Below are 24,666 nucleotides of genomic sequence, written 5' to 3' on the forward strand. Positions count from 1 at the left end.
ATGCATGGGTAAAAGGTTTACACTTCAACTCTTTTCCGATAGCTTGCCGCCCTCTCCCACGGATGGAAACGCTCTATGTATGGCTTAATCATCATTCTGTTGCCACTAATTGCTGGCTATTTACTGCATGTGACCCGTGCCAATCTGCTGCGTGGCGTCGCCCGCCTGTTGAGCGCTCTGGTGTACATCATCCTGTTTTTTATGGGCACCAGCCTCGCTTTCCTCGATAACCTCAGCAGTAATCTGCTCACCATTTTTCACACCGCCTTGATCAGTATGCTGTGCATTCTCGCTTGTTCCCTGATGGCTTTCTGGCTATTGGAGAAGCGCGTGCCGTGGCATCACCCGCACAAGCAGCAAGCCCTGCCTTCCCGTCTGCACATGGCGCTGGAATCCCTCAAGCTGTGCGGCTCGGTACTGGGCGGATTCCTGTTGGGATTAAGCCAATGGTCAATTCTGCGCCACGCATCAACCATCAGTGAATATGCCCTGATGCTGATGTTGTTCCTGGTCGGCATTCAACTGCGCAGCAGCGGCATGACCTTGCGTCAAATCACGCTCAATCGTCGCGGCATGCTGGTGGCGGCGGTGTCGCTATGCAGCGCCTTAATTGGTGGGATGCTGGCCGCATTATGGCTCGATTTGCCAATCAAAACCGGCCTGGCGCTTGCCAGCGGCTTCGGCTGGTACTCGCTTTCCGGCATTCTCATGACGGAATCGTTTGGGCCGGTGATTGGCAGTGCCGCTTTCTTTAACGATCTGCTGCGTGAACTGATCACCATTATGCTGATCCCGCTGTTGATCAGCCGTCAGCGCAATATGACGCTGGGTTTGAGTGGCGCCACCTCAATGGATTTCACCCTGCCGATTCTGCAACGCACCGGCGGCATGGAAATTGTCCCGGCCGCGATCGTGCACGGTTTTATCATGAGTTTACTGGCCCCGATTCTTATCGCGCTGTTTTCCGCCTGAGCACCGAGCGCATTTTTTCACGGCTGCGCGCGCCTTCCTTCGTCTACGCTTTCTGACTGACACGTTTCCGCCATCGGGACGGATGGCAAAACACCAGAAAGGAGCGAACGATGAAGCAAACTGTGGCGGCACTGCTGGCCAAAACCCTGGAAAGCGCCGGTGTGAAACGCATTTGGGGTGTCACGGGTGATTCTCTTAATGGACTCAATGACAGCCTGAATCGCATGGGCACCATTGAATGGATGCCCACTCGCCATGAAGAGGTGGCGGCCTTTGCGGCAGGCGCTGAAGCGCAAATCAGCGGTGAACTGGCGGTATGCGCCGGTTCCTGCGGCCCAGGCAACCTGCATCTGATTAACGGGCTGTTTGACTGCCACCGCAACCATGTGCCAGTGCTGGCGATTGCGGCTCATATCCCCTCGAGTGAAATCGGCAGCGGTTACTTCCAGGAAACGCATCCGGAAGAGCTTTTCCGCGAATGCAGTCACTATTGCGAACTGGTGTCCAACCCTGAGCAACTGCCGCAGGTTCTCGGCATCGCCATGCGCAAAGCGATTCTCAATCGTGGTGTATCGGTCATCGTGCTTCCGGGCGACATTGCCCTGAAACCGGCGCCGGAAGGGGCGCGTAGCGAGTGGTATCCGCCGCAATTACCCCATGTTGTGCCTAACGCCAGTGAAATTGCCCGGCTGGCCGACACGCTCAACCATGCCAAAAATATCACGCTGATGTGCGGCAGCGGCTGTGCTGGCGCTCACGCTGAAGTGGTGCAGCTGGCAGAAATACTGAAAGCGCCCGTGGTGCACGCCATGCGCGGCAAAGAGCACATCGAGTATGATAATCCTTACGACGTCGGCATGACCGGCTTGATCGGCTTTTCATCCGGTTATCACGCCATGATGAACGCCGACACGCTGGTGCTACTGGGTACACAGTTCCCTTATCGACCGTTTTACCCGGCTGATGCCCATATCATCCAGATTGATATCAATCCCGCCAGCCTCGGTGCGCATAGCCATGTCAACATGGCGCTGATTGGCGATATCAAAGCCACACTGCAGGCGCTGCAACCTCAGCTCGCCAGCAAAAGCGATCGGCACCATCTCGACAGCGCGCTGGAACACTATGCAGAGGCGCGCAAAGGCCTGGACGACCTGGCCACCGCCAATGATAAACAAGCGATTCATCCGCAATATCTGGCACAGCAAATTAGCCATTACGCGGCCGAGGATGCGATTTTCACTTGTGATGTGGGCACACCTACGGTGTGGGCTGCGCGCTATCTGAAAATGAACGGCAAGCGCCGCCTGCTGGGATCGTTCAACCACGGTTCGATGGCCAACGCGATGCCACAGGCGCTCGGCGCCCAGGCCATCGATAAGCAGCGTCAGGTCGTGGCGCTGTGTGGGGATGGTGGCTTCAGTATGCTGATGGGCGATTTTATTTCCGTCGCCCAGTTAAAGCTGCCGGTAAAGCTGGTGATTTTCAACAACAGCGTGCTGGGCTTTGTGGCAATGGAAATGAAAGCGGGCGGCTACCTCACCGATGGCACCGATCTGGAAAACCCCGATTTTGCCGCGATTGCCACCGCCTGTGGCATTAAAGGCCTTCGCGTCGAGAAAGCCTCTGAACTTAACAGCGCGCTGGAACAGGCATTCGCACATGATGGTCCGGTGCTAATCGATGCGATTACCGCTAAGGAAGAGCTCTCGATGCCACCGCAGATCAAAGCCGAGCAGGCCAAAGGGTTCAGCCTGTATATGCTGCGCGCGATTCTGAATGGACGTGGCGATGAGATCGTTGAACTGGCGAAAACTAACTGGCTGAGGTAAAACGGATAACCAGGCCAGATAACTCACAACGCGGGCGCTCAGCCCGCTTTTTTGTTTCAGGAGAGCGATGTGATCGATTTACGCAGTGATACCGTAACCCGCCCAAGTGCCGCCATGCTGGATGCGATGATGGCCGCCGAAACTGGCGATGATGTCTATCGCGACGATCCCACCGTCAATGCGCTGGAACGCGAGGCCGCACGCCTGAGTGGCAAAGCCGCTGCGCTGTTCTTCCCTACCGGGACCCAGGCCAACCTGGTGGCACTGCTCTGTCACTGCCAGCGCGGCGATGAATATATCGTCGGCCAGCAGGCACATAACTACAAATACGAAGCGGGTGGCGCGGCGGTGCTGGGCAGCATTCAGCCTCAGCCTATTTCTCATGCCGAAGATGGATCGCTGCCGCTGGCGGATATTGTTGCCGCCATCAAACCGGATGACATCCATTTTGCGCGCACGCGCCTGCTAAGTCTGGAAAACACCCATCACGGCAAAGTGCTGTCGCAGAGCTATCTGGAGCAAGCGTGGAAGCTGACGCGTGAGCACAAACTGGCGCTGCACATTGATGGCGCCCGCATTTTCAATGCCGTGGTGGCGCAAAATGTTGAGCTGAAAGATATCGCGCGCTATTGCGATACGCTGACCATCTGCCTGTCCAAAGGGCTGGGCACGCCGGTCGGTTCACTGCTGTGCGGTGATGAAGCCTATATTGAGCAAGCTCGTCGCTGGCGTAAAATGACCGGTGGCGGCATGCGTCAGGCAGGCATCCTGGCCGCGGCGGGTCTGTACGCACTGAAGCACAATGTGGCGCGCCTGAAAGAAGATCATGACAATGCCGCCTGGCTGGCGGAGCAGCTTAGCGCGATTGGCGTAGAGGTACTGAATCAGCACACCAACATGCTGTTTGTGAAAGTACCGGCGGATCAGGTGGACGCACTGAAAAGCTGGATGCACTCCGGCAATGTGTTGATGAGCGTAGGCCCGGTCACACGTATTGCCACCCACCTCGATGTCAGCCGTCAGGATTTACAACGTCTGGTTGCACGCTGGCAGGCGTTTTTAGCGTAACAGAGCTCAGGTTGCCTTACAGAGACGGTCTTCGGGCCGTCCACAAGTTCACCCTGGCGAGCACCCTACTTCAGCTTTACATCACCGTGCCGTACCGTTCTTCGCCAGTCACGCCTGTGCTATTGCCAGCGTTTCTGCATCGGCGATGTCATACACCGTTTCATCACTGCGCTGCGCCGTATTTCGCCAGTAACGCTCGGGCTATCGCCAGCGTTTCTGCATCGGCGATGCCTCGATAATCCCGCGCACGGAAGTGCATCTGAAACGCCGCGATCAGCTTACGCTGCATTTGCGGGGTATTCGCTGAATTGACGTCATAACCATAGCGCTGCAGCGCATCCAGCAGCTCGGCCTGATCGATGGGCGCACCCGCCGCGTGCCCGTTCAAATAACGCTGTACCGTGTCGCGATCGGGCCATGCGCCCAGTCCCTGCTCCGCCAACTGCTGCCAGGGGAACAGCGGGCCAGGATCCTGCTTCCGCTGCGGCGCGATATCGCTGTGCCCCACCAGGTTCTCTGGCGTAATGGCATAGCGCTGCGTGATATCTTTCACCAGCGCCACCAGCAAGCTGATTTGCGCTGGCGTAAACGGCTGCCACTCCACGCCAGTTAATGTCCGCGTATAACCACGATTGACGATCTCGATACCAATCGACGTGTCATTGATGCGGGTCGCACCGCGCCAGAAACTCGGCCCGGCATGCCACGCCAGCTCAGGCTCCGGCACCAGTTGCCAGATCACACCCTTGCCCCGTTTCTGCGCGGGCTGCTGTGGAATGAGATAGTGTGCGCTGACTTCGCGATCGGTCAGCGTGGCCAGTGAGGAAGGCAGATCTTCGGCGGTATAGTGAATCACCACCACTTTGATACGAGGCCGCGCGCCCTGTGCCGGATGCGCGGTATCGACCCAATAACCCTGTCTTGATTCCAGCGAGGAGTGGCAGGCGCTGAGCAGCAGCGCCATCATCAAAGCGACAACGACCCGCATCAGCGAATGATCACAGCCGTTCCGGTCACGCTGACCATCAGCATGCTACTGTCTTTGCCCACGGTTTCATAATCGATATCAATGCCCACGACCGCATTCGCACCCAGCGCCTTTGCTTGCTCTTCCAGCTCTTCAAATGCAATCTGCCGCGCTTTGCGCAGCTCTTTTTCATAAGCTCCGGAACGACCACCGACGATATCGCGAATCCCGGCAAAGAAGTCGCGAAAAATATTGGCCCCGAGAATCGCTTCACCGGTAACCACACCGCAATATTCACTGATGCTGTGCCCTTCTAACGTGGGCGTGGTGGAAAATTTCATTTTTCTCTCCTGAGGTGAACAGCTCGTACGGCGTAAAAGCGAGACTATACTCTATGCTAAAAATGACGCTTTGCCAGTGAACAATAAGGAAATCGAGATGAGAAACAATGCCTTTGCGCTGCTTGTTCCCGCTGCGTTACTGCTCAGTGCCTGTACCACCGTCGAACCGGTGATCAAAGATAACGGACCGCGCACTGCCAGCTGTGTCGACGGTGGCCCAGATAGCGTCGCGCAGCAGTTTTACGATTTACGCATCAGCCAGCCCGGCCAGGGTCTGCCCGATAGCACCACGCTGGCAAAATATCGCCCTTACCTGAGCGATCACCTGTATCAAAAACTGCTGAGCGCCAGCACGCAGAGCAGCAAACCTGCCTCGTGGAGCCAGGGCGATCTGTTCTCCAGCCTCGCGCAGGGTCCAACGTCGGCGGAAGTTGCCAGCGCCTCAACCATTCCTAATCGCGATGCACGTAATATTCCACTGCGCGTCGATTTGAGTCGCGAGGGTAAAAGCTGGCATGACGAGGTATTGATGATTCATGAAGGCACCTGCTGGGCTGTGGATGATATTCGCTACGTCGGTGACTGGCCGCACGCAGGTGGCGGGTCGCTCAGCCAACTGCTGGAAGAGAAGAAATAGCTGTTTAGTTTTACCGCACTCAGTTCTAAACATAAGCGCGCCGCATCTTTGCGGCGTTTTTTGTTAATTTTTCATCAATAAATTGCAGCCAGCGAGCCCTTCCCGGCGTTGACCGGCGCGATATTGTGCTACGCTTTGGGGACTTCACTGCTGTTTAATAAATTTTAACCCACCACAATTGCATAACTATTCTGGTGACGTTAAGATCCGCGGCACTAATTACTATTCATTTTTTGCGCATGAGTATTCAACTAAACGCCATAAACTGTTTTTACGGTGCCCATCAGGCACTGTTTGATATCAACCTGGCTTGCCCGCAGGGAGAGACGCTGGTGTTGCTCGGGCCGAGTGGCGCGGGTAAAAGTTCGCTCCTGCGCGTCCTCAATCTGCTGGAGCAGCCGCGTTCCGGCAGCCTGCAGATTGCCGGGAATCACTTCGACTTCAGCAAAGCGCCATCAGACAGCGCTATTCGTGAACTGCGCCAAAACGTGGGCATGGTGTTCCAGCAATACAATCTGTGGCCGCACCTCAGCGTGGTGCAGAATCTGATTGAAGCACCGTGTCGCGTGCTCGGTCTCAGCAAAGAAGCCGCGCGCGCGCGCGCTGATAAACTGCTGGAACGTCTGCGTCTGACCCCTTTTGCCGATCGTTTTCCCTTGCATCTTTCCGGTGGCCAGCAACAGCGTGTGGCGATTGCCCGCGCGTTGATGATGGAGCCGCAGGTGCTGTTGTTTGACGAACCCACCGCCGCCCTCGACCCTGAAATCACCGCGCAGATCGTCAGCATCATTCGTGAGCTGGCACAGACGCATATCACTCAGGTGATTGTGACCCACGAAGTCGAAGTGGCGCGTAAAACCGCCAGCCGCGTGGTGTACATGGAGAACGGCCATATCGTTGAGCAAGGCGATGCCAGCCACTTTACACAGCCGCAAACCGAAGCGTTTGCACATTATCTTTCGCACTAAGTCAGGATGCATCTAATGAAAAAAGTCGTACTTGCTGCACTGCTTGCCGGTCTGAGCCTCAGCGCTTCTGCTGCGCAAACCCTGCGTTTTGCCACCGAAGCTTCATATCCTCCATTTGAATTTGTCGACTCTGACAACAAGATTCAGGGCTTCGATGTCGATCTGGCCAATGCGCTGTGTAAAGAGATTGATGCGACCTGTACTTTCACTAATCAGGCGTTTGACAGCCTGATCCCAAGCCTGAAATTCCGTCGTTTTGACGCCGTAATGGCGGGTATGGATATCACTCCAGAGCGTGAAAAGCAGGTGCTGTTCTCCAAGCCTTACTACGATAATTCCGCGATCTTTATTGCCCAGAAAGGCAAGCTGGCGAACGTTGATGCGCTGAAAGGTAAACGCGTTGGCGTTCAGAACGGCACCACGCACCAGAAATATCTGTCTGATAAACACAGCGACATCACCGTTGTGCCTTACGACAGCTACCAGAACGCGGTTCTGGACCTGAAAAATGGTCGTATTGATGCGGTATTTGGTGACACCGCCGTGGTGAACGAATGGCTGAAACAGAATGCCAACCTCGCACCACTGGGTGAGAAAGTCACAGATAAAGATTACTTCGGTACCGGTCTGGGTATCGCCGTCCGTCAGGGCAACACCGAGCTGCAGGGCAAATTCAACACCGCCCTGGAAAAGATCAAAGCTGACGGCACCTACAAAACCATCTACAACAAATGGTTCCAGCAGTAATCCCTGATGAATGAAATGATTCCACTCGCAAGCGCCGCCGGCATGACTGTCGGCCTTGCTGTTTGTGCACTGATCGCCGGCCTTGTGCTGGCGATGATTTTTGCTGGCTGGGAAACTGTCCGCTGGAAACCGCTGGCGTGGATCGGTACCGCGCTGGTGACGCTGATCCGTGGCCTGCCGGAAATTCTGGTGGTGCTGTTTGTCTACTTTGGTGCCTCACAGCTGCTACTGACCTTATCCGATGGCTTCCATATCAATCTGGGCTTGTTCAGCATTCCCGTGCAGGTACAGATTGAAAACTTCGACGTCAGCCCCTTCCTGTGCGGTGTGATTGCCCTCGCGATGCTTTATTCTGCCTATGCCTCCCAAACGTTGCGCGGCGCACTGAAAGCCGTGCCTGTGGGCCAATGGGAATCCGGCCAGGCGTTGGGTATGAAGAAGTCGGCGATTTTTTTCCGCCTGATCATGCCGCAAATGTGGCGTCATGCGCTGCCGGGGCTTGGCAATCAGTGGTTGGTGTTACTGAAAGATACTGCGTTGGTGTCGCTGATTAGCGTGAATGACATCATGCTGCAAACCAAAAGCATTGCTACGCGCACACAAGAACCCTTTACCTGGTATCTGGTGGCTGCGGCCGTCTACCTGATTATTACGCTGTTCAGTCAGGCGATACTGCGCCGTATTGAATCGCGCACCACGCGTTTTGAACGGGGAGCCTGACGCATGCTGGATTACTTACCCGAGCTCCTGAAAGGGTTGCATACCAGTCTGACCTTAACGGTGGCATCACTGATTGCCGCGCTGCTGCTGTCGCTGCTGTGCACCATCGTGCTTTCACTGAAAGTCCCGGTGCTGAACTGGCTGGTAAAAGGCTACATCACGGTATTTACCGGCACCCCACTGCTGGTGCAAATCTTCCTGATTTATTACGGCCCAGGCCAGTTTCCCAGCATTCAAAATGTGCCGTGGTTATGGCATCTGCTATCACAGCCCTGGCTTTGCGCGCTGATTGCGCTGTCGCTCAACAGTGCAGCCTATACCACTCAACTGTTCTACGGTGCAGTTCGCGCTATCCCCTCCGGGCAGTGGCAATCCTGCGCTGCGCTGGGTATGAATCGCAAAGACACGCTGCGTATCCTGCTGCCGTATGCGTTTAAACGTGCGCTATCTTCTTACTCAAACGAAGTGGTGCTGGTTTTTAAAAGTACCTCACTGGCGTACACCATTACGTTGATGGAAGTGATGGGACACGGTCAGTTGCTGTATGGACGCACCTATGACATCACGGTGTATGCCGCTGCCGGGCTGATCTATCTGGTGGTCAACGGTTTGCTCACGCTGATGATGCGTTTAATCGAAAAGCGCGCACTGGCATTCGAACACCGCAATTGATTGCTGTCGTGGCGCGATTTATCGCGTTTGTCTGAGATGAAAGTGTTGTGGACAAACGCGTCATATCTCGCGCTGCTACACCCCAACAACATATGTAATTTTTTAATCATATTATTTGCATATAAATTCATTTGCTGGCATCGTGTAATCCGTTCTATCTCTGGCATGGTTTACAGGAGTCACATAATGAAAAAATGGATTGTTGCTGCGGCGCTGGCAACACTGGCAATGAATGCTTATGCGGCGGAAAAAATTCGTTTCGCCTCTTCTGCGACCTATCCCCCGTTTGAATCCCTCGACCACGACAACCAAATCGTTGGCTTCGATATCGACCTGGCTAAAGCCTTATGTCAGCAAATGAAAGCGGATTGCACCTTCACCAATAACGCGTTTGACAGTCTGATCCCTTCGCTGAAGTTCCGTCGTTACGATGCGGTCATCTCAGGCATGGACATCACGGCAGAGCGCAGCAAACAGGTCGATTTCACTCAGCCTTACTACGCCAACTCCGCGATTGTGATTGCCCAAAAGGCACAGTTCACCGACTTTAGCCAGTTGAAAGGTAAGCGTGTAGGGGTAGAAAACGGCACTACGCACCAGAAATACCTGCTGGAGAAACATCCAGAAGTGATCGCCGTGTCTTACGACAGTTATCAGAACGCGATTCTCGACCTGAAAAATGGTCGTCTGAACGGCGTGTTTGGTGATAGCGCGGTGGTCAATCAGTGGCTGAAAGCCAACGACGATCTCAGCCCTGTGGGTGAACATATCACTGATACCGAATACTTTGGCACTGGCTTAGGCATTGCGGTGCGTAAAGGCAATGCAGCGTTGTTGAAAGAGATGAATGACGCACTGGTGGCGCTGAAAGCCGATGGCACTTGGCAGCAAATCAACCAGAAGTGGTTCCCGGAATAAGCATTATGGAGCCGCGTGGCGTGCCACCTGACAGGTTCTGCACGTCCTCCGTTCAGGCGGTGGCTACGTGGCTCCACCCTTCTTAATCAGCAGCGTTAGCACTTCAAAGTGTGCCGTGTGTGGAAACATATCAAACAGCTGGACGCGGCTCACCGCGTAATCTGCCAGGCGTGCAATATCCTGCGCCATCGTAGTGGGATTGCAGCTTGAATAGAGAATGTAGTCTGGCGCCATTTCACTGAGATAAGCACACAGCTCAGCCCCAATACCGCGACGCGGCGGATTAACCAGCACCAGCTGTGGCACCTGTTCATGCGATGTCGCGAACCGGGTCGAATCCAGCGCGGCGAAACTCACTTTATCGAGACCCAACTGTTCAGCCGATTGCTGCGCACAGGCAATGGCTTCCGCATTGATTTCAATACCGGTCAGCTGCATCTCGGGCGTGGCACAATGCAAACCGAAACCGCCTACGCCGCAGAACAGATCCCACATACTGGTCACCGGCAACTCTGCGACCCAATCACGCGCCGTGGCATACAGATCTGCTGCGACCTGCGGGTTGGTCTGAAAGAAACTCTGCGGACGAATATACAGCGGGACCTGATTGAAACATTCTGCCAGTGCCTGATCGGGCGTCAAAGCAATCTCTTCTTCCCCTTCCAAAATCGCCATATGTACTGGCTGGATATTGGCGGAGATCACTTTCAACTGCGGCAACTGCTGCTGCAACCAGGGTAAAGCCGCGCGCAACTGCTCCAGCTTGCGGGTGGATCGCAGCACAAACCGCAGCATCATCCCACCTTGCGAACTCTCGGTAAGCAACAGGAATTTCAGTTCGCCGCGTTGACGCGCCACGTTATAGGGTGTCAATCCAGCGCGGGCAATAAAGGGTTTTAGCACATCAAACACTGGCGCAAAGCTGGCGGGATAGAGTGGGCAATCACACAGATCCACCGGTTCGCCATCACGCGCCATCATGCCGAAAATCGGCCGTTCGACGCTGCCGCTCACCACCATTTTGGCTTTATTACGAAAACCCTGCAGCGGCGATGTCACCGGCGGTAAATATTCTGCCACCGCGGTCTGCGACAGCAACTGCTCGAGCAGCGACTGCTTCTCGCTGAGCTGCTGCGGATAGGGTTTCTCCAGCCACTGGCATGAACGACAGCGACCGGCATCATAAAGCGCGCAATACATGGAAAGGCCTGTATATCAAAATCGGGAGAAAAACGGGGGCCGATTGTATCACCGGGCGCGGAAAAAAGCGCGGCTGCTGGCCGGCACAAACAGTAGCAGCAACACCAGTGCATCCGGTACTTTTTGCATCAACGTGTGATGAATGATCTGCGCATTGGTTTCACCAGGAATACTGAAAATTTCCGGGTAGATCCAGCCGACAGATGCCATGAGCATGTAACCGAGCACAATAATTTGCGCCACCACATAACCCCAGCGTCCGCGATTGCTGCCACGCAGCAGGGTAAAAGCACAGCGCAGTTCAAACAGAAAGATCAGCTGACTGGCGATAAAAATCAGTGTGGAATCCCACGCCTGTGCACTGCGGTGGACAAAGTTGGCTATTTCGTCGTAACCCAGCTCATTGGCCAGCATCAGCACGCTGAGACAGCGTGTGGCAATGATGGCGATCCCCGCGACCATCACTGGTGCAGGCGTTGAATTGGCCATCGCGTTTTTGAGGGTTTCCGACATGGTTTGACTCCGTAACCATAAAAAAACGGGCAAGTCTTACCCCAAAATAATTCACGTTTTAGCAAGGCGGCAAGTGTGCGAATCCTCAGGAGCTTACCTAAGTAAGTGACTGGGGTGAACACACGTAGCCAACGCCCCTACAACGTGAAGTATGAAGGATAAACCGGCCCGTTATTATATTGGCAAATGTTACGGGTTTCAGCCACGTCTGGCTTTCTGAATATCGCGTAAACGTTGCTTTTCTTCGTGCGCCATAAAGCGCCAGGCGATGAAACCGACCAGGCCGACGACAAACAAAATCAATGAGGCTAACGCATTGATCTCTGGATTGACGCCGCGTCGAACAGTAGCAAAGATCGCCATCGGCAGCGTCGTGGCGCCCGGCCCGGTGACGAAGCTGGCAATCACCAGATCATCCAGTGACAGCGTAAAGGCCAGCAGCCAACCGGTGACAATTGCCGGAGCAATCATTGGCACGGTTATCACGAAGAACACTTTCAGCGGCGTCGCCCCGAGATCCATTGCCGCTTCTTCGATGGAGCGATCCAGCTCGCGCAGGCGGGAGTTGATCACCACCGCCACGTAAGCAGTACAGAAGGTGACGTGCGCCAGCCAGATGGTGAGCATGCCACGATCGCTCGGCCAGCCGAAGGTATTGCCCATCGCCACAAACAGCAGCAGCAGTGACAACCCGGTGATCACATCTGGCATCACCAGCGGCGCGGTGAGCATAAACGCAAAACCGCTATGCCCACGGAAACGGCCGAAACGCACGATGATCACCGCCGCCATGGTGCCCAACACCACCGCCATGGTAGCGGAGAGCGCCGCAATGGTCAGGCTGAGGCCAACGGCATCCAGCATCGCATCGTCCTGGAACAGCACTTTGTACCAGTGGAATGAGAAGCTCTCCCACACGGTGACCAGCTGCGAGCTGTTGAAGGAGTAAACCACCAGCAGCAGCATCGGCGCGTACAGGAACAGGAAGCATGCGGCTAAAATCGCCGTACGCCACGGAGAGCGAATGGTCGGTAACTGATTCATTCCTTCTCTCCTAACTCACGATTTTGATGCTTGTGGAACCAGATGATCGGCAGAATCAAAATTAACAGGATGATCACCGCCAGCGCCGAAGCCACCGGCCAGTCACGGTTGTTAAAGAACTCCTGCCACAGGATACGGCCAATCATGATGCTGTCCGGCCCTCCCAGCAGTTCCGGGATCACGTACTCCCCTACCGCCGGGATAAACACCAGCATCGAACCGGCAATAATGCCGCCTTTGGTCAGCGGCACAATCACGCTGAAGAAGGTTTTCAGCGGACGCGCCCCCAGATCCAGCGAGGCCTCGACCAGCGAGTAGTCGATACGGGTTAACGCGGTATAGATGGGCAGCACCATAAACGGCAGATAGCAGTAAACGATACCGATATACACCGCGGTATTGGTGTAAAGAATCACCAGTGGATGATCGATAACCCCCAACCACATCAGGAAGCGGTTAAGAATACCGTTGTTGTTCAGCAAGCCCATCCACGCGTATACGCGCACCAGGAACGAAGTCCAGGAAGGCAAGATGACCAGCAACAGCAGAATGGTGCGCATCGAAGGCTTACTGTGCGCCACCGCCCACGCCAGCGGATATCCGATCAGCAGACAGATCACGGTAGAAATCGCCGCCACCTTGAGTGAAGTCAGATAGGCTTCGGCATACAGCGGATCGTCCGTCAGTGTGATGTAGTTACCGAGATTCAGCACCAGATTGAGTTGGTCATCGGCCCAGGTCACCAGATCGGTGTAAGGCGGAATGGCACGCGCAATATCGGCGAAACTGATCTTCAGCACGATCAGGAACGGCAGCAAAAACAGCAGGATCAGCCAAAGATAAGGAAAGGCGATCACCAGCTTGCGGCCATGCAGCATTTTAATACGCGTGCCCCAGCGCTGCAGCGGTGTACCCACCACTTCCGGCTCGCTGCGTTGAGAAATCTGGCTCATTACGCCTCCTTAAACCGTCAGAACCACACAGCTGTCGGCGTCCCAGCACAGGCGAACTTCATCACCCCATGTTGGCGCACCTTTGCGGTAGCGATGTGCATTCTGCAGCTGCGCGCTGATCATCTGACCGCTACGCAGGCGAACGTGATAAATCGACAGGTCTCCGAGATAAGCGATATGCACCACTTCACCCACGGCAAAGTTGCAGCCATCCGCCGGCACCTCTTCGCACAGCATCACTTTTTCCGGACGTAAAGCGACATGCACGGGCACGTTATCGATGATGGAGACATCGGTCTGCACTTTAAGCGGATGCACCAGGCCCGGCGCATCGATCACCACGCCCTCTTCCGTGCGCTCACGCAGCAGGCCATCAAACACGTTAACTGAACCGATAAATTCGGCGCTGTAACGGCTGGTAGGATGCTCATAGATCTCTTCCGGCTCACCAATCTGCACAAATTTGCCACGGTTCATGATCGCGATACGACCGGCCATAGTCATCGCTTCTTCCTGGTCGTGCGTGACCATTACGCAGGTCGCGCCAACGCGTTCAAGAATATCCACCACTTCGTGCTGCATGCGGTCGCGCAGTTTCTTATCCAGCGCGCCCATCGGTTCATCCAGCAGCAGCAGTTTGGGGCGTTTAGCCAGGCTACGCGCCAGCGCCACACGCTGGCGCTGGCCGCCAGAGAGCTGGTGCGGCTTACGTTTCGCAAACTCTTGCATGTGCACCAGCGTCAGCATTTCTGCTACGCGGCTGCTGATTTCGCCTTTCGGCAATTTATCCTGCTTCAGTCCAAAGGCGATGTTCTGTTCCACCGTCATGTGCGGGAACAGTGCGTAAGACTGGAACATCATGTTGATCGGTCGCTGGTAAGGTGGAACGTGCGACAGGTCTTGCCCATCCAGCACAATCTGCCCGCTGGTCGGTGGCTCAAAGCCTGCCAGCATGCGCAGTAAGGTCGATTTACCGCAGCCGGAAGCACCCAGCAGGGCAAAAATTTCACCTTTATAAATGGTCAGGCTGACATCATCCACGGCGTGCTGGCCGTCAAAAGATTTGGTCAGGTTGCGAATTTCCAGCAGCGGCGTTAACGCCTTAGCCGTTTTATTTGGGGGGCGGGGAATCGCGTCGTTCACTAACATTTCTCCGGCGCTAAGCGGTGTAGCGCGGCACAGCCAGCCGCTAAAATGGCACAACAGAGGCCATCACCGCGCCTCTGTTGTCGTCTACAGGTCATGAATCCGTTTAGAACGAATTACTTACCACTTTTTACTTTAGTCCATGCACGGGTGCGCGCACGATCCAGTTTCGGATCCTGGACTTTGAGCACAAACAGCTTGGCCATCGCATCCGGCGTTGGGAAGATGCCCGGATTGTTGCGCACATCCGCATTGATCAATGGCAGTGACGCCTTGTTGCCGTTGGCGTAGTTCATCTTGTTAGAGACATCCGCGATCACTTTTGGATCCATGATGTAGTTCAGCCACTGATAGGCTGCATCGAGGTTTTTCGCGTCTTTCGGAATCGCCATCATGTCGAAGAAGGCCAGAGCGCCCTCTTTCGGCACGCTGTAACCCAGGTGCACGCCGTTGTTGGCTTTGACTGCACGATCTTTCGCCTGCAGGATATCGCCCGACCAGCCGATCGCCACGCAGATGTTGCCATTAGCCAGGTCGTTAATGTACTGAGACGAATGGAAGTAACGGATATTAGGACGCAGCTTCAGCAACAGATCCGTGGCGGCGCCGGTGTAATCTTTCGCGTCAGAGCTGTTCGGATCTTTGCCGAGATAATTCAGTACGGTGGCGAAAATCTCTTCCGGTGCATCGAGGAAGGAAACACCACAGCTTTTCAGTTTTTCCAGGTTTTCTGGCTTCAGCACCAAATCCCAGCTGTTGACGGGCGCATCAGTGCCCAATGCGGCTTTCACTTTATCGACGTTGTAACCGATGCCAGTGGTACCCCACAGATACGGAATCGCATATTTGTTACCCGGATCGTGCTGCGCGACTTTTGCCATCAAATCAGGATCGAGGTTTTTGTAGTTTGGCAGTTTGCTCTTATCCAGCTCCTGGAACACACCGGATTGCAGCTGACGTGCGAGGAAGCTGGAAGAAGGCACGACGACGTCGTAACCGGTTGAACCGGCCATCAGTTTACCTTCCAGCACTTCGTTGGAATCGAAGACGTCGTAGACCACTTTGATGCCGGTCTGCTTTTCAAAATTCGGCACGGTGTCGGCCGAAATATAATCGGACCAGTTATAGACGTGCAGCGTTTTATCCTCTGCCTGAGCACTAACGGCCGTCGCCATCAGCACACCTGCAACCACACCTGGCAACCATTTTTTACGTTGGTTGATCATGTTTTACTTCCTCCTGAGGGGGTCATCACAACGCTGCATACACGCGATCCTGACGTTGCGTTTTTTCTGTTTAATCACAGACACACAATGAATCAATATTCAGCGGGAGTTTAATAGCAAAAACCTATAGTTGTGCTGAGGTTGCATGTCTCAAGCAGCCCCGCAAGAATAGCCCCCCTGCTTCACGCGTGCCAGAGCTCAGCGTAAAAAACGCCTTTTTGCGATATTTTATGCATATTTCTGCTATGGGGTTTGGCACTAGCGGCATAAAGCACGACTAATATCTGGCAATAAAGGGCAAAATGCAGAATAAAAAGTGGTAGGGCTAAAATGAAAACTGCCGCAAAAAGCGGCAGTTAGCGAGGCGGGGAACTCAGTGCAGCATCGCGTGGCTGCTGGAGCTGGGTTGTCGCTCCTCTTCTTCGCCCATCATCAGCAAATTATTGGCAAAGGCTTCCATAATCACCATGGAAACGCCCTCTTCACTTTGCTTCATAAAGTGCGAGAACTGACCAAAGGTTAATCCGGCAGTGGTACTGATCGACTGGCAGACAATCAGCTTAGGCAGATTGTCATCCTGAATATCGATAAAGGCCTTCACCGTAAGCGAACTGGCATTGATCTGCGATAAATCGCCGACCAAAGGAATAAGTGCTGTGGGTTTCACTTCCGCGAGGGCCGAGAAAAGGATGACGTTGTCCACCAGGTCGATTTTTGCATCAAACACCCCGTCAAAATTCTGCATATGCGGCAGGTGCAGTGCCTGACAGGCATCGCATTCGAACCAGGTGATATTTTGTTGATCCAGCCAACGACGCAGGATGTCGATGTCAGGAACGACCAGTGAATCCATCGTTATGTCCTGTGGGGTGAAGAAATAAGCGCCTTAGCTTACGGAAAAAGTCCCTCTGATGCCACGAAAACCACGTAAAAGCGCGCCTAGCCCCCGGTTTTAAGACGATAGCCGGGGCAGGCATGCGCTTCTACCCAGTGAATCATCATTGAAGCGATGTCGAGGCCAGTGGTGCCTTCAATGCCCTCAAGCCCTGGCGAGGCATTCACCTCCATCACCAGCGGGCCGCGATTGGCGCGTAAAATATCCACCCCTGCGATTTCCAGCCCGAGCGTGGACGCGGCTTTCACGGCGATTTCGCGCTCTTTTTCGGTGATGGTCACCGCGTGCGCTTTACCGCCACGATGAAGATTCGAGCGGAAATCCCCCTCTTTCGCTTCACGCTCAATCGACGCCACCACTTCATTGCCAATCACCAGGCAGCGAATATCTCGCCCCTGTGCCTCTTTGATAAACTCTTGCACCAGAATGTGGGCGTTTAGGCCACGAAATGCATCAATCACGCTCTCCGCCGCCTGCCGCGTTTCAGCCAGCACCACGCCAATCCCCTGCGTGCCCTCCACTAATTTCACCACCAGCGGCGCACCCCCCACCATGGCGATCACATCCTGAGTATCGTCAGGCGAAGAAGCGAACCCGGTGATCGGCATATCAATGCCTTCACGCGCCAGCAGCTGCAACGATCGCAATTTGTCACGCGCCCGGGTGATGGCCACCGATTCATTCAGCGGATAGCTGCCCAACATCTCGAGCTGGCGCAACACCGCCGTGCCGTAAAAGGTGGTCGCCGTGCCAATGCGCGGGATAACGGCATCAAAATGGCCCAGCGGTTCGCCACGATAATGCACCGCGGGAGAATCGGAATTGATGTTCATGTAGCAGGAGAGTGGATCGATCATCTGCACCTGATGACCACGCTCTTCCGCGGCGTCGCGCAGGCGCTTACACGAATACAGCGTTCCATCACGCGTGAGAATGGCCATCTTCATAGCAGAGTTCCTTGTGCTTAGCGCGTTGCCCAGCCCTGTTGATGCAGATAATCCAGCATAAACGGACGCGTTTCTTTAATGATCAGGCGTTGAATCAGTTCGCTCCAGGTTTCCGAACGCTGGTTGCTGTCACGCTGCTGGTAATAAGCCGTGATTTGGTTATCGTACTGGGCCAGCACGCTTTTATCGACAGGTTGATAGCGATTTTCATGCACCAGCATCGCCGCTGGCATGCGGGGTTTCACGTCTGGGGCAGAAGCGGGATGACCGATGCAGAAACCAAACAGTGGCAGCACGAATTTCGGCAGTTCCAGCAAATCTGTGACTTGCGCGATGCTATTACGGATGCCACCAATAAACACCCCACCCAATCCCAGCGATTCCGCTGCGACCATGGCGTTTTGTGCCATCAATGCCGTATCCACACAGCCCAACAGCAACTGTTCGGCACGCCCAAGATGGGCATCCGGGCAGATCTGCTGATGACGATTAAAGTCGGCACAAAACACCCAAAATTCAGCGGCGGCACTCACCCACGGTTGCCCGCCGGTGAGTTGCACCAGCTGTTGACGCTTTTCCTGGTCGGTAATGCGAATAATTGAGGAACACTGCAAAAAGCTGGAGGTCGAGGCCGCTTGTGCTGCAGCAATGATCGCGCTGCGCTGGGCATCATCAATGCCCTGCTCGGTAAAGGCGCGAATGGAACGGTGGCTGCACAGTAAATCGATGGTCGGCGTCATAATCCTCTCCGGTTACTTCTTCTTGTGGTTGTGATTGAACAACTGCGGTGCCATCGCTTGCGCGGTACGCCACATCATCAGCCAGGCGGCTGGCAACATCAGCGCAATGCCAAGGAAAAACAGCAGCGTGGCCAGCGACTTTTTCGCCATAAAATCCGGCGCGCTAATCCAGTCATTGACCAGCAACAGCGCCCCCGTCACCGCGAGTACGCCAATCACTTCCAGCAACAAAACCGGTTTAGGCAACGTGGCCAGATTACGCATGGGTGATTTCCTCAGTTGCTCAATAGGTCAGTCGCATTTTAGACCCGAATAATTCGCTCTGCAGCAAGGCGTGGCTATCACCAGCCGCTTAACTGGAGCCAAACACATCTGCAGAGTGAAGTATGATGGACATAGATTGCGGTCATTAGAGTAACAGGCATTTTCTTCTTTGCTTAAGCAGGATGGGCGGGCATGATGTTAGCCATTATTCACGCTGTAATGTGAAACTGGTCACAAAACAGCAGCGGAAGGAGAGAAGCAATGATTGCAGTGATTTTTGGCCGTTCAAGCTGCCCATACTGCGTACGTGCGAAAGAGTTAGCCACCAAGCTGACCAGCGAGCGCGATGATTTCAACTATCAGTACGTCGATATTCAGGCGACCGGCATCACCAAGGCCGACCTGGAAGCACGTGCCGGCAAACCGGTGACCACCGTGCCGCAGATTTTCCTTGATGACCAGCACATCGGTGGTTACACCGAATTTGCGGCCTGGACCAAAGAAAATCTGGGTGTTGAAGCCTAATCAAGCGGGCCTGCGGGCCCGTTTTTGATCGTGCTATTCGGCACGCATCGCCAGCATAATCCGCATCAGGCGGATCAGTAACGCCCCGCATCCAGCCCAAAACAGCGCACTTAAACTCCATGCAACAATCAGCAGCCAACTGTGCATCTGCGTGACGGTGAGCCACATCCAGGCCATACCCAATAGCGTGCCCACCACGGCGACTCACAGTGTACTGACCAGGGGGCTATCTGGCTGCAACACTGCCATTAACATGCCCGGCAATAAAAACAGCAATAATTCAGGCTGTCCGCGCATAGCTTGTTCAGCGGCAACGGCCCAAAAATGGTGTGCAAAAATAAACACCAGCGTATAAAGCATCATACCCAGAACCGATGCTGGCCAGCGATTATTGCGCTGCAACATAACCATCCTCAACTTTGTTGTTAACAATATTGAAACGTTTACTGCCCTGATGCGCACAAGTGGAAATAAAAAGAAACAGCCGCTGGCAGAAGGATTAAAAACTGCTGATAGCTGAGGAAGTTATTTATGATTAGAATGACGCCGTTTTAAATAATGGTCTGCACCTTGCTGGCGGCAAGGACGCTAACGGCTGCCACAAGATAGCGAAAAAAGGCCTTCTCATCAACTTGTTACAGGTAAAGAAGAAGTTAAACCGTGAACATTAACGTCGCAGAATTGTTAAGCGGAAATGACGTTCTGTTATTATTTGTCGTCTTAGCCCTGGGGCTGTGCTTAGGTAAATTACGCCTGGGCTCGGTACAGCTAGGAAATTCCATTGGTGTCCTCGTTGTTTCATTGATTTTAGGCCAGCAGCACTTTGCGATAAATACCGACGCACTCAGCCTCGGCTTTATGTTGTTTATTTTTTGTGTCGGTGTTGAAGCCGGACCTAACTTTTTTTCGATCTTTTTCCGCGACGGTAAAAATTACTTCTTCCTCGCCATTGTGATGGTGGTCAGTGCGCTGCTCATTGCGCTTGGGCTGGGTAAAGTGTTCGGCTGGGATATCGGCCTGACGGCGGGCATGCTGGCCGGTTCCATGACTTCCACGCCGGTGCTGGTGGGCGCGGGTGACACACTGCGGCAAAGCATCAGTGACAGCCATCAGCTCAACATGATGCAGGATAACCTCAGCCTCGGTTACGCCCTCACCTATTTAATCGGTCTGGTCAGCCTGATCTTTGGTGCACGCTATCTGCCCCGTCTGCAACATCAGGACTTACCGACCTGCGCGCAGCAGATTGCGCGAGAGCGCGGACTGGATGCCGACAGCCAGCGTAAAGTGTTCTTACCGGTCATCCGCGCCTATCGCGTTGGCCCGGAACTGGTGGAATGGAGCGGTGGCAAAAACCTGCGCGAGTTAGGTATTCATCGTCAGACCGGCTGCTACATTGAACGTCTGCGCCGTAACGGTATTCTCGCCAGCCCGGATGGGGATGCGATGCTGCAACTCGGTGATGAAATTTCGCTGGTGGGCTATCCCGATGCACACGCACGCCTTGATGCCAGCTTCCGTAACGGCAAAGAGGTGTTCGACCGCGATTTACTCGACATGCGTATCGTCACCGAAGAGATTGTGGTGAAAAACCACAATGCGGTGAACAAACGTTTGAGCCATCTGAAACTCACCGATCATGGATGCTTCCTCAATCGGGTGATTCGCAGCCAGATTGAGATGCCAATTGATGACAGCATCATGCTCAACAAGGGCGATGTGTTGCAGGTCAGTGGTGAAGCGCGCCGAGTGAAAAGCCTGGCAGATCGCATCGGCTTTATTGCCATTCACAGTCAAATGACCGATCTGCTGGCCTTCTGCGCCTTCTTTATCATTGGGTTGATGATCGGCATGATCACCTTCCAGTTCAGCAACTTTAGCTTCGGCATCGGCAACGCCGCCGGTTTGCTGTTCGCGGGTATCATGCTCGGTTTCCTGCGCGCGAACCATCCGACCTTCGGCTACATCCCGCAGGGTGCGCTGACCATGGTAAAGGAGTTCGGTTTGATGGTGTTTATGGCAGGTGTCGGTTTGAGCGCCGGTAGCGGCCTGCAACATGGTCTGGGCAGCGCAGGCGCTTTGATGTTGCTCAGCGGCCTGCTGGTGAGTTTGATCCCAGTGGTGATTTGCTATCTGTTTGGTGCCTACGTGTTACGCATGAACCGCGCGCTGCTGTTTGGCGCCATCATGGGCGCGCGCACCTGCGCCCCGGCGATGGAGATCATCAGCGATACCGCGCGCAGTAGCATTCCGGCACTGGGCTATGCAGGAACTTATGCGATTGCTAACGTTTTGCTGACGCTGGCCGGCACGCTTATTGTGATAATTTGGCCGCTTTTGCCTTTTTAAAAATATTTTTACCGCGTTCAGAACTTTCTATTTGGGCCGCAGTCTGAATAAGTGCCACTGCTTTTCTTTGAAATCCCCAAATTGTGGAGCCCGCCGGTCACTGACTTGCGGGTTTTTTTATGCCTGCAATTCCTGCCGCTTAAGGTTCTCCTAAGCGTAAATTGCGACCCTGCCACTCTGGTTTCGCTATTTTTAAATATTCATGCAACTTTCATCAAAGTTAAACACTCCAACAACCCACGATAAGATTAAGAGCCCGACTATTTATTGTTTGTCTGGTCGCTTTTACGCTATCAACTTTATTTTACTGGCAATTTCGGCACTGGTGTTTATGTGGTGGTCGCGCCACGAAAGCCTGGATATCGCCATCAGCCAGCTGTGGTTTGACCCACAGACGCAGACGTTTCCGTGGCAACACAACCGCTGGCTGGACCTGATCAATCATCGCTTGTTCAAGGATGTGATCATCGCCGGTGCGGTATTGATGTTGTTACGAGGTGTGCAGAAGCGTGATGGTCGCCGCGTGCTGGTGGCCCTGCTGTTTGGCATGGGGCCGCTAGTGGTGGGCATCCTGAAGGCGCACAGCGCGCACTCCTGTCCATGGGATTTGGCGATGTTTGGCGGTAAAGCGGCCAGTTTTGTGCTGCTGGACCCTACTCCGGCCAACAGCGGTCCCGGGCAATGCTTCCCAGGCGGTCACGCTTCCAGCGGCTTTGCTCTGATGGCGCTGTTCTTCCTGTGGTGGCCAGAGCGTCCGCGCCGCGCCGTGCTGGCGCTGTTGTTCGGTATCACCGTGGGCTTACTGATGGGATACGGACAGGTGATGCGCGGTGCCCACTTCTTCTCTCACAATCTGTGGTCGGGATGGTGGGTGTGGCTGAGCCAGGTGCTGATTTTTGCTGGTGTTTCTTTTTGGGTAGACAAGATGAGGAAAAGCAAACGTGATGGAAGCGCTCAACCATAGACTGTTTCTATGGATCAATGCCACGACGGACTCACCGCCATGGTTGATTAATCTGGCAACCTTTATCGCCAAAGATGTGATTGCCATTGTCCCGCTGCTGATTGTGGCCTTATGGTTTTGGGGGCCGCGCGATCAAGTGCAATCTCAACGCGCGCTGGTACTGAAAACCGGTATGGCGCTGATTTATGCATTGAGCATTTCATGGTGCGTGGGCCAACTGTTGCCGCATCCGCGTCCATTTGCCATTGGCTTAGGGCACCAATTCCTCGCTCACGCCGCCGATGACTCTTACCCCAGCGATCATGGCACCACCATCTTCACTTTTGCACTGGCGTTCATCTTCTGGCATCGCCTGTGGTCTGGCGTCATTCTGCTGGCCGTGGGCAGTGCGATTGCCTGGTCACGCGTTTATCTTGGCGTACATTGGCCTATGGATATGCTGGGCGGATTTTTGGTGGGCTTACTGGCGTGTCTGGCCTCGCATATGGCGTGGCAGTTGTACGGCGAACGCATGCTGACATTCACCCACCAGTTGTATCGCGCTCTGTTCGCTATGCCGATCAAAAAAGGGTGGGTACGCGGATAAGGTAAAGGGCGGCTCACTCGGGCCGCCCGTTAGAGGACTAGCTAAACCACTTCCCAAACAAGCCGTTAAATTTCATCATAATGAAATCCCAGATACGACCCATAAACCCGCCCTCCGGCACCGCTTCCATCACCACCAGCGGGCGCTGATCCACGGTTTTGCCATCCAGTTGGAAATCAATGGTCCCCACCACCTGGTTCTTCTCCAGCGGCGCCTCCAGCTGCGGTGAATTCAGGGTGAAACTCGCCTTAAGGTTTTTCATCTGCCCTTTCGGGACGGTGATCGCCGCATCTTTCGCCACGCCGAGATTAACCTGGCTCTGTTCACCAAACCACACACGCTGCTGGGCAAAAGGCTTGTCGCTTTTTATCGGCGTCACGGTTTCGTAGAAACGGAAACCCCAGGTAAGCAGCTTCTCACTTTCACGGAAGCGAATCGCATCGGTTTGCGTACCCAGCACCACAGAGATCAAACGCATGTCTCCGTCGACCGCAGACGCGACCAGGTTATTCCCCGCGCCCGAGGTATGTCCGGTTTTAATTCCATCCACTTTCAGATTACTGCTCCACAACAGACGGTTACGGTTCATCTGCTTGATGTGATTAAAAGTGAACTCTTTCTCGCTGTTTAACGCGTACTCTTCAGGCACATCGCTAATCAGACGCTGCCCGATGATCGCCATGTCGCGCGCGGTGCTGTATTGCCCATCGGCATCCAGCCCGTGCACCGTCATAAAGTGGGTATTTTGTAGTCCAAACGCTTTAACGTAGTTGTTCATCAGGCCGATAAACGAGTCCTGGCTACCGGCGACATAATCGGCCAGCGCGATACAGGCATCATTGCCTGACTGAATCACCACGCCTTTATTGAGCTCAGAAACCGGAATACGGTCACCGGGTTTGAGGAACATTAGCGAGGAGCCGCGCAGTTTTGGATTGCCGGTTGCCCATGCATCCTGACCGATAGTCACCAGGTCATCGTTATGGATCTTACCGGCTTTCAGCGCCTGGCCGACCACATAGCTGGTCATCATTTTGGTCAGGCTGGCGGGATCTAACCGCTGGTCGGCATTGGACTCAGCCAGTACCTTGCCGCTGTTGTAGTCCATCAGAATCCAGGCTTTAGCCTCAATTTGAGGGGCTGCAGGCGCCTGTTCAGCCTGAGTGGTGACGGGAAGGAAAAGCACTAATAATGAAGTGGCAGCCAGCGGCCGCAAAGCAGAAATGACGGAGTTTTTTCTCATGAGCGTGACCAGATTGTCCTTGTTAAATCATGGTTTTCTAGCAGGTAAGACATGTCTTAATAAAAGCTACACGCTTACCACCTGCGAACAAAACCGTCCAACCGTAAAGTTTTATAGAGTTTATTAGAGTAACCCTGGCATCAACCCTGCTGCGCTGCCACTTTTACGGTTCGGCCGTAGTGGAAAAAGTGAGAGAAATTCCGATTTTTCGCAGAACGGTTAAGCCAGT

General features: G+C 54.2%; 26 protein-coding genes and 1 pseudogene. 13 read left to right on the top strand and 14 right to left on the bottom strand.

Translation table 11 applies throughout. From position 1 onward, the window contains the following. Positions 1 to 75: 75 nt before the first annotated feature. The 3 genes from IAE30_RS17700 (at position 76) to ltaE (ending at position 3,872) form a co-directional block, all read left to right on the top strand. Positions 76 to 972, top strand: a complete 897-nt coding sequence (locus IAE30_RS17700; RefSeq protein ID WP_200537193.1) for a lysine exporter LysO family protein — start codon at positions 76 to 78, stop codon at positions 970 to 972. Between the two features lie 110 nt (positions 973 to 1,082). Next, positions 1,083 to 2,804, top strand: coding sequence for a ubiquinone-dependent pyruvate dehydrogenase (gene poxB, locus IAE30_RS17705; RefSeq protein WP_200680497.1), 1,722 nt, complete (start codon positions 1,083 to 1,085; stop codon positions 2,802 to 2,804). A 69-nt stretch (positions 2,805 to 2,873) separates the two neighbouring features. Beyond that, positions 2,874 to 3,872, top strand: coding sequence for a low-specificity L-threonine aldolase (gene ltaE / locus IAE30_RS17710; protein ID WP_200680498.1), 999 nt, complete (start codon positions 2,874 to 2,876; stop codon positions 3,870 to 3,872). Positions 3,873 to 4,035: 163 nt separating this feature from the next. Here the strand turns inward: ltaE and IAE30_RS17715 are convergent, their stop codons facing one another. Continuing rightward, on the bottom strand, positions 4,036 to 4,860 hold the full coding sequence (locus IAE30_RS17715; RefSeq protein ID WP_200680500.1) for an N-acetylmuramoyl-L-alanine amidase: 825 nt from the start codon (positions 4,858 to 4,860) through the stop codon (positions 4,036 to 4,038). Then, complete coding sequence (locus tag IAE30_RS17720) at positions 4,860 to 5,180, bottom strand: heavy metal-binding domain-containing protein (protein ID WP_038647859.1); 321 nt, start codon at positions 5,178 to 5,180, stop codon at positions 4,860 to 4,862. The genes IAE30_RS17715 and IAE30_RS17720 overlap by 1 nt, the downstream gene beginning before the upstream one ends. Positions 5,181 to 5,277: 97 nt before the next feature. Here IAE30_RS17720 and IAE30_RS17725 point away from each other — a divergent pair, with 97 nt between their 5' ends. The 6 genes from IAE30_RS17725 to artJ (IAE30_RS17750) all read left to right on the top strand — a co-directional run bounded on the left by IAE30_RS17725 (position 5,278) and on the right by artJ (IAE30_RS17750) (position 9,842). After that, positions 5,278 to 5,817, top strand: coding sequence for a lipoprotein (locus tag IAE30_RS17725; RefSeq protein WP_200537190.1), 540 nt, complete (start codon positions 5,278 to 5,280; stop codon positions 5,815 to 5,817). Between the two features lie 239 nt (positions 5,818 to 6,056). Further along, positions 6,057 to 6,785: an arginine ABC transporter ATP-binding protein ArtP gene (gene artP, locus IAE30_RS17730; protein ID WP_200680501.1), complete on the top strand. Its 729-nt coding sequence runs from the start codon at positions 6,057 to 6,059 to the stop codon at positions 6,783 to 6,785. 15 nt (positions 6,786 to 6,800) lie between these two features. Continuing rightward, complete coding sequence (gene artJ / locus IAE30_RS17735) at positions 6,801 to 7,532, top strand: arginine ABC transporter substrate-binding protein (RefSeq protein ID WP_038647863.1); 732 nt, start codon at positions 6,801 to 6,803, stop codon at positions 7,530 to 7,532. 6 nt (positions 7,533 to 7,538) lie between these two features. Next, on the top strand, positions 7,539 to 8,252 hold the full coding sequence (gene artQ / locus IAE30_RS17740; protein ID WP_038647865.1) for an arginine ABC transporter permease ArtQ: 714 nt from the start codon (positions 7,539 to 7,541) through the stop codon (positions 8,250 to 8,252). 3 nt (positions 8,253 to 8,255) lie between these two features. Further along, positions 8,256 to 8,924, top strand: a complete 669-nt coding sequence (gene artM / locus IAE30_RS17745; RefSeq protein WP_038647867.1) for an arginine ABC transporter permease ArtM — start codon at positions 8,256 to 8,258, stop codon at positions 8,922 to 8,924. 186 nt (positions 8,925 to 9,110) lie between these two features. Next, entirely contained in the window at positions 9,111 to 9,842 is a 732-nt protein-coding gene (artJ, locus tag IAE30_RS17750; protein ID WP_200537189.1) for an arginine ABC transporter substrate-binding protein, read from the top strand. Positions 9,843 to 9,905: 63 nt separating this feature from the next. Here artJ (IAE30_RS17750) and rlmC read toward each other — a convergent pair whose 3' ends face one another. The 10 genes from rlmC to IAE30_RS17800 all read right to left on the bottom strand — a co-directional run bounded on the left by rlmC (position 9,906) and on the right by IAE30_RS17800 (position 18,770). Continuing rightward, entirely contained in the window at positions 9,906 to 11,042 is a 1,137-nt protein-coding gene (rlmC, locus tag IAE30_RS17755) for a 23S rRNA (uracil(747)-C(5))-methyltransferase RlmC (protein WP_038647871.1), read from the bottom strand. A 48-nt stretch (positions 11,043 to 11,090) separates the two neighbouring features. Continuing rightward, a complete protein-coding gene (locus IAE30_RS17760) occupies positions 11,091 to 11,555 on the bottom strand; it encodes a YbjO family protein (RefSeq protein WP_038647873.1) in 465 nt (154 codons plus the stop codon). Between the two features lie 198 nt (positions 11,556 to 11,753). After that, positions 11,754 to 12,599 (bottom strand): putrescine ABC transporter permease PotI, encoded by an 846-nt coding sequence (potI, locus tag IAE30_RS17765; protein ID WP_038647875.1) that lies wholly within the window; start codon positions 12,597 to 12,599, stop codon positions 11,754 to 11,756. Continuing rightward, the gene (gene potH / locus IAE30_RS17770; protein ID WP_200680502.1) at positions 12,596 to 13,552 is read right to left on the bottom strand and encodes a putrescine ABC transporter permease PotH; all 957 of its coding nucleotides are present in this window, start codon (positions 13,550 to 13,552) and stop codon (positions 12,596 to 12,598) included. Before potH ends, potI begins: the two co-directional genes overlap by 4 nt. Positions 13,553 to 13,561: 9 nt before the next feature. Continuing rightward, positions 13,562 to 14,695: a putrescine ABC transporter ATP-binding subunit PotG gene (gene potG, locus IAE30_RS17775; RefSeq protein WP_156102820.1), complete on the bottom strand. Its 1,134-nt coding sequence runs from the start codon at positions 14,693 to 14,695 to the stop codon at positions 13,562 to 13,564. A 119-nt stretch (positions 14,696 to 14,814) separates the two neighbouring features. Further along, positions 14,815 to 15,924: a spermidine/putrescine ABC transporter substrate-binding protein PotF gene (gene potF, locus IAE30_RS17780; RefSeq protein ID WP_038647879.1), complete on the bottom strand. Its 1,110-nt coding sequence runs from the start codon at positions 15,922 to 15,924 to the stop codon at positions 14,815 to 14,817. Positions 15,925 to 16,297: 373 nt separating this feature from the next. Then, entirely contained in the window at positions 16,298 to 16,777 is a 480-nt protein-coding gene (locus IAE30_RS17785) for a YbjN domain-containing protein (protein ID WP_038647881.1), read from the bottom strand. Between the two features lie 86 nt (positions 16,778 to 16,863). Then, positions 16,864 to 17,766 (bottom strand): 30S ribosomal protein S6--L-glutamate ligase, encoded by a 903-nt coding sequence (rimK, locus tag IAE30_RS17790; RefSeq protein WP_200680503.1) that lies wholly within the window; start codon positions 17,764 to 17,766, stop codon positions 16,864 to 16,866. Positions 17,767 to 17,783: 17 nt separating this feature from the next. Continuing rightward, positions 17,784 to 18,506 (bottom strand): oxygen-insensitive NADPH nitroreductase, encoded by a 723-nt coding sequence (gene nfsA / locus IAE30_RS17795; RefSeq protein ID WP_038647886.1) that lies wholly within the window; start codon positions 18,504 to 18,506, stop codon positions 17,784 to 17,786. 12 nt (positions 18,507 to 18,518) lie between these two features. Continuing rightward, on the bottom strand, positions 18,519 to 18,770 hold the full coding sequence (locus IAE30_RS17800; RefSeq protein WP_200537186.1) for a DUF1418 family protein: 252 nt from the start codon (positions 18,768 to 18,770) through the stop codon (positions 18,519 to 18,521). A 261-nt stretch (positions 18,771 to 19,031) separates the two neighbouring features. On the opposite strand from IAE30_RS17800, the gene IAE30_RS17805 reads away from it, so the two are divergent. Continuing rightward, positions 19,032 to 19,295, top strand: a complete 264-nt coding sequence (locus IAE30_RS17805) for a GrxA family glutaredoxin (protein WP_034820748.1) — start codon at positions 19,032 to 19,034, stop codon at positions 19,293 to 19,295. 33 nt (positions 19,296 to 19,328) lie between these two features. Here the strand turns inward: IAE30_RS17805 and ybjM are convergent. Continuing rightward, a pseudogene (ybjM, locus tag IAE30_RS30430) lies at positions 19,329 to 19,706 on the bottom strand (inner membrane protein YbjM). A 249-nt stretch (positions 19,707 to 19,955) separates the two neighbouring features. On the opposite strand from ybjM, the gene IAE30_RS17815 reads away from it, so the two are divergent. The 3 genes from IAE30_RS17815 to ybjG all read left to right on the top strand — a co-directional run bounded on the left by IAE30_RS17815 (position 19,956) and on the right by ybjG (position 23,194). Continuing rightward, positions 19,956 to 21,644, top strand: coding sequence for an aspartate:alanine antiporter (locus tag IAE30_RS17815; RefSeq protein WP_038647892.1), 1,689 nt, complete (start codon positions 19,956 to 19,958; stop codon positions 21,642 to 21,644). A 202-nt stretch (positions 21,645 to 21,846) separates the two neighbouring features. Beyond that, positions 21,847 to 22,608, top strand: a complete 762-nt coding sequence (locus tag IAE30_RS17820) for a phosphatase PAP2 family protein (protein ID WP_038647894.1) — start codon at positions 21,847 to 21,849, stop codon at positions 22,606 to 22,608. Then, positions 22,589 to 23,194 carry an undecaprenyl-diphosphate phosphatase gene (ybjG, locus tag IAE30_RS17825; RefSeq protein ID WP_200680504.1) on the top strand — a complete coding sequence of 202 codons (606 nt, stop codon included), beginning with the start codon at positions 22,589 to 22,591 and terminating at the stop codon, positions 23,192 to 23,194. Before IAE30_RS17820 ends, ybjG begins: the two co-directional genes overlap by 20 nt. 37 nt (positions 23,195 to 23,231) lie before the next feature. On the opposite strand, the gene IAE30_RS17830 is transcribed toward ybjG, so the two are convergent. Next, positions 23,232 to 24,437, bottom strand: a complete 1,206-nt coding sequence (locus tag IAE30_RS17830; RefSeq protein ID WP_200680505.1) for a serine hydrolase — start codon at positions 24,435 to 24,437, stop codon at positions 23,232 to 23,234. Positions 24,438 to 24,666: the final 229 nt, after the last annotated feature.

It is taken from the genome of Pantoea sp. S61 (assembly GCF_016625145.1).
In the GTDB taxonomy this organism is placed as follows: domain Bacteria; phylum Pseudomonadota; class Gammaproteobacteria; order Enterobacterales; family Enterobacteriaceae; genus Pantoea; species Pantoea rwandensis_B.

Coding starts and splice junctions, on each gene's coding strand:
- IAE30_RS17725 (WP_200537190.1), top strand. CDS start 5,278: ATGAGAAACAATGCCTTTGCGCTGCTTGTTCCCGCTGCGTTACTGCTC.
- potF (WP_038647879.1), bottom strand. CDS start 15,924: ATGATCAACCAACGTAAAAAATGGTTGCCAGGTGTGGTTGCAGGTGTG.
- IAE30_RS17700 (WP_200537193.1), top strand. CDS start 76: ATGTATGGCTTAATCATCATTCTGTTGCCACTAATTGCTGGCTATTTA.
- IAE30_RS17720 (WP_038647859.1), bottom strand. CDS start 5,180: ATGAAATTTTCCACCACGCCCACGTTAGAAGGGCACAGCATCAGTGAA.
- IAE30_RS17830 (WP_200680505.1), bottom strand. CDS start 24,437: ATGAGAAAAAACTCCGTCATTTCTGCTTTGCGGCCGCTGGCTGCCACT.
- ybjG (WP_200680504.1), top strand. CDS start 22,589: ATGGAAGCGCTCAACCATAGACTGTTTCTATGGATCAATGCCACGACG.
- artJ (WP_038647863.1), top strand. CDS start 6,801: ATGAAAAAAGTCGTACTTGCTGCACTGCTTGCCGGTCTGAGCCTCAGC.
- artJ (WP_200537189.1), top strand. CDS start 9,111: ATGAAAAAATGGATTGTTGCTGCGGCGCTGGCAACACTGGCAATGAAT.
- potH (WP_200680502.1), bottom strand. CDS start 13,552: ATGAGCCAGATTTCTCAACGCAGCGAGCCGGAAGTGGTGGGTACACCG.
- poxB (WP_200680497.1), top strand. CDS start 1,083: ATGAAGCAAACTGTGGCGGCACTGCTGGCCAAAACCCTGGAAAGCGCC.
- rlmC (WP_038647871.1), bottom strand. CDS start 11,042: ATGTATTGCGCGCTTTATGATGCCGGTCGCTGTCGTTCATGCCAGTGG.
- artQ (WP_038647865.1), top strand. CDS start 7,539: ATGAATGAAATGATTCCACTCGCAAGCGCCGCCGGCATGACTGTCGGC.
- IAE30_RS17785 (WP_038647881.1), bottom strand. CDS start 16,777: ATGGATTCACTGGTCGTTCCTGACATCGACATCCTGCGTCGTTGGCTG.
- IAE30_RS17800 (WP_200537186.1), bottom strand. CDS start 18,770: ATGCGTAATCTGGCCACGTTGCCTAAACCGGTTTTGTTGCTGGAAGTG.
- rimK (WP_200680503.1), bottom strand. CDS start 17,766: ATGAAGATGGCCATTCTCACGCGTGATGGAACGCTGTATTCGTGTAAG.
- potI (WP_038647875.1), bottom strand. CDS start 12,599: ATGAATCAGTTACCGACCATTCGCTCTCCGTGGCGTACGGCGATTTTA.
- artP (WP_200680501.1), top strand. CDS start 6,057: ATGAGTATTCAACTAAACGCCATAAACTGTTTTTACGGTGCCCATCAG.
- IAE30_RS17715 (WP_200680500.1), bottom strand. CDS start 4,860: ATGCGGGTCGTTGTCGCTTTGATGATGGCGCTGCTGCTCAGCGCCTGC.
- IAE30_RS17805 (WP_034820748.1), top strand. CDS start 19,032: ATGATTGCAGTGATTTTTGGCCGTTCAAGCTGCCCATACTGCGTACGT.
- IAE30_RS17760 (WP_038647873.1), bottom strand. CDS start 11,555: ATGTCGGAAACCCTCAAAAACGCGATGGCCAATTCAACGCCTGCACCA.
- nfsA (WP_038647886.1), bottom strand. CDS start 18,506: ATGACGCCGACCATCGATTTACTGTGCAGCCACCGTTCCATTCGCGCC.
- artM (WP_038647867.1), top strand. CDS start 8,256: ATGCTGGATTACTTACCCGAGCTCCTGAAAGGGTTGCATACCAGTCTG.
- IAE30_RS17820 (WP_038647894.1), top strand. CDS start 21,847: ATGCAACTTTCATCAAAGTTAAACACTCCAACAACCCACGATAAGATT.